Annotated in this window: 3 protein-coding genes; all 3 read left to right on the top strand. The window is 56.2% G+C overall.

The window, feature by feature from the left end; all coding sequences use genetic code 11:
• Positions 1-1,150 (top strand): MBL fold metallo-hydrolase RNA specificity domain-containing protein (locus tag ABYM29_RS15160; protein ID WP_372865632.1); only part of this gene is annotated, 1,150 nt, incomplete at its 5' end.
• A 303-nt stretch (positions 1,151-1,453) separates the two neighbouring features.
• On the top strand, positions 1,454-1,975 hold the full coding sequence (gene rfaH, locus ABYM29_RS15155; RefSeq protein WP_372865631.1) for a transcription/translation regulatory transformer protein RfaH: 522 nt from the start codon (positions 1,454-1,456) through the stop codon (positions 1,973-1,975).
• A gap of 507 nt (positions 1,976-2,482) precedes the next feature.
• A partial coding sequence (locus ABYM29_RS15150; RefSeq protein WP_372865630.1) for a flippase occupies positions 2,483-3,707 on the top strand: 1,225 nt, incomplete at its 3' end.

The following is a 3,707-nucleotide window of genomic DNA, read 5'->3' as shown; positions in this document are numbered from 1 at the left end:
GCGCATCATCGCCTTGCCCTACAAGACCTGGTTCAGCCTGCACGAAAGCCCGAGCCTGAGCTGCCGCATCCGCCTGCAGCGCGCCGGGCATATTCTCGGCTCGGCCTATGTGGAAATCGATCTGCACTACCCCGAGAGCGGCGAGAAGAAACGCATCGTCTTCTCCGGCGACCTGGGCGCGCCGCACGCGCCGCTGTTGCCAGCCCCGAAGCCGCCGTACCGCGCCGACATCCTGGTGATAGAGAGCACCTACGGCGATCGCCTGCACGAAGACCGCCGCACCCGGCGCAAGCGCCTGGAAGGCGTCATCGAACAAGCCCTGGCCAACAACGGCACCGTGCTGATCCCCGCCTTCAGCATCGGCCGCACCCAGGAACTGCTCTACGAACTGGAAGACATCATCCACAGCAAAAAACTCGATGCCGTCAGCAAGGGGCAGGGGAGCAGAGCCGCTCTTAATCCCCCTCTCCCCTCCGGGGAGAGGGCTGGGGTGAGGGGTAAAGCCAGCAGTCACGCTACGGCTGGCCCTGACTGGCCCACACTCCCGATCATCCTCGACTCCCCCCTGGCCAGTCGTTTCACCCGGGTCTACCGCGAGCTGAAACCCTTCTGGGACAACGAGGCCCTGCAGCGCCTCAAGCAGGGGCGCAAGCCGCTGGGCTTCGAGCAACTGCTGACCGTCGACAGCCACCAGGCCCATCTGGCCATGGTGCGCCACCTGGCGACTACCGCTCGTCCGGCCATCGTCATCGCCGGGAACGGAATGTGCGGCAGCGGTCGAATTGTCAATTACCTGAAAGCCATGCTCCACGATCCCCGACATGACGTGCTCTTCATCGGTTACCAGGCGCAAGGCACACCCGGCCGGGCGATCCAGATGTATGGTGAGCGCGGCGGTTACGTCGATATTGACGGAGAGCGCTACAAAATTGGCGCCAAGATCAATACCATAGGCGGCTATTCGGCCCATGCGGATCAAAAAGGTCTGTTGGGCTTCGTCACACGCATGCGCAACTGGCCCAGCCAAGTGCGCATCGTCCATGGCGAAACCGGCGCCAAACACGAACTCGGCGAACGCCTCAAGGCGCTCTACAAGCAGGCCCAATGCAACCTGGAGCTATCAATCCCCAGCAGCACCAACGATGCCTAACTGTAGGAGAGGCCGGGCGGCGTTCCGCTTCAGCCGCGAAGCTGTTGTTAGCCGCAAAGCATCCGCGGCTAACAAGCAACGCCGCCCGACCGCTCCTATGGGCAGAATGAACACCAACAGGCCGCCACCTAACCGGCACCTGGCAACAGATATAAATGTGGCCTCAACGGCCAAAAGTCCTTCCTATCCATCCCAACGGTTGGCCAGGTCGGAACGGATCCTGCAGCCGGCCCAACCAGGCCAGCTGCAAACAGGAGTGAACTGTCGGTCTGCAGATGCTGCACCGAACTGATTGTTACCCATATGAATGTGAGCACTGCAAATAGCCACTGCACCGCAGATACGGCCCCGGCCTGGTACCTCGTGCACTGCAAGTCCCGTCAGGATGAGCGCGCAGAACAAAACCTGCTGCGCCAGGGCTACGCCTGCTATCGGCCGCAGCACAGCTGCGAGCGGATAATCCGTGGCCGTCGGCAAATCATCGCCGAATCGCTGTTCCCCGGTTATCTGTTCATTCAGCTGGCAGCCGATGCCAACTGGGCGCCGCTGCGCTCGACCCGTGGGGTCATTCGCATCGTGGGTTTCGGCGGCATACCGCTGCGGCTCGACGACGGCTTGGTCGAACACCTGCAACAACGCACGACAGCACCCGTTAAACCGGCCCTCGAAGCAGGCGATAGCGTGCGCATTACCGAAGGCGGCTTCGCCGAGCTGGACGCCATCTTCGTGGCCATGGACGGCGAGCAACGGGTGATCCTGCTGCTCAATATGCTCAACCGCCAGCACCAGATCAGCATGCCGCTGGTGAGCATCGTCAAGAACTGAACACCCCTCGGCACTGGCCGAGGTCAAGGCAACACCCTGGCACCGCCAGTAAAATTCGATGATTTTGACGTTCTCAGGAAACCAACGGTAAATCCTGGGGCGGTAGCGTGTCTGATGCAGATCAAACCGCCGCAGGAGTAGGCTTCACTTGCTTTTGTCGGAGGGGCCGGGCGGCGTTCCGCGCCCTGCCGCGATGCTTTTTGATTTGTTGAGTGCTTGTGCTCAATTTCAGTCCGCATCCCGATCGAACAAGTCATTCCGATATTTACAATCAACTTTTTGGATACCTTCCATGCACAGTCTGGAAGACATCAAACTCGCTATCATCGGTCTGGGCTATGTCGGGTTACCTCTGTCGTGGAATTCGGCAAGCATCGCTCCGCAGTGAAGGGCGACACCAGCCAATCACGTATAGCTAAATTTAGGCGAAGTTCTGTATGTGATTAATTTTCTTCACCAACTATCGATACACTTATAAATCAAGCAAAAATATATGAATCTAGAGTGATGGAAAAAAAACAAGCAGTTAAAGCAGTTTCACTGTTATGGGTAGGCTCCATTTTTGGTGCCGGGTGTGCTTTTTTTACGCAGGTACTTTTGGCGCGTGCACTTGGCCCTGCCGCTTTGGGGATATTTGCAGCCGCGCTTGGCGTGGTGATGCTGGTGGCTCCGTTGGCCAGTTTCGGCGTGGGAGGGTTCTGGCTCAAGGCGTTTGGGCAGGAGGGCTGGCAAGCGGTACGCTGGATACGCGGCTCGCTCAAGTACGCACTGGTGACCACATCTCTGGTGTTTGCAGCATTGCTGGCTTGGGCTGCGCTCGGGCCGCATGACGCAACCACTCGTGGCTTGCTAATAGTACTCTCTACTTATTTGATGGGGCAGGTTGCAGTAGAGCTGGTTAGTGCCAAGTTGCAACTGGAAGAGCGTTATCTCGCCCTAGCGCTATGGCAATTTTTGCCGCACCTGCTGCGTCTGCTGCTGGTGACCATTCTGGTCTTGGCAATGGTTACGTTGGTTACGATGCAATATGCGGCCTACGCTTATGCGTTGATTTCCGTAGGGGTATCTGGGCTGGGTACATTTTTCATGTGGCGCATGTATTGTAGCCAGTTGGCGCTGAAAGGGCATGGTGAAAAAAGCGCCAATGCAGAACAGCCAGTTGCAACCGCCAGTATGGGAGAGGTGGTTGCACAATCCTGGCCATTTGGTTTGGCAGGTGTTTTCCACTTGATTTACTTTCAGAGCGATATTATCTTGCTCAAGTACATCACAGGGGATGCCGCAGCCGGTATTTACAATGTAGCTTTCGTCATCATGGCTGCTGTCTACATGCTGCCTAGCGTGATTTATCAGAAATTTTTGCTGCCAAAAATACACCGTTGGGCGAATCATGATCGTGGTAGATTTTACGACGTCTATCGTAGAGGTAATTGGATGATGTTGGCGTCGGGCTTGTTGGCGATGTTGGCAATATGGCTATTAGCTCCTTGGGGTGTGCAATTATTATTTGGTGAACAATATATGAACGCTGTATTGCCTTTAAGTATTCTGGCTTTAGCCGCTCCAATTCGCTTTGTTGCAACCAGTGTTGGTTCTACTCTGGTGACGCAAAATAACATGCACAGAAAGGTTTATTACATGGGGGGGACAGCCTTAATTAATCTGGGTTTGAATTTTTTTATGATACCTACCCATGGTGTATTGGGAGCTGCAGTTGCCACTGTTGTAAGTG

It is taken from the genome of Spongiibacter sp., from assembly GCF_041602295.1.
GTDB lineage: Bacteria > Pseudomonadota > Gammaproteobacteria > Pseudomonadales > Spongiibacteraceae > Spongiibacter.
The sequence above is the reverse complement of the archived record's forward strand: the minus strand, read 5'-3'. Positions and strand labels throughout refer to the sequence as shown.

Bases quoted from the DNA above. Each gene is read 5' to 3' on its own strand.
- rfaH (WP_372865631.1), top strand. From the start codon at position 1,454: ATGAATGTGAGCACTGCAAATAGCCACTGCACCGCAGATACGGCCCCG.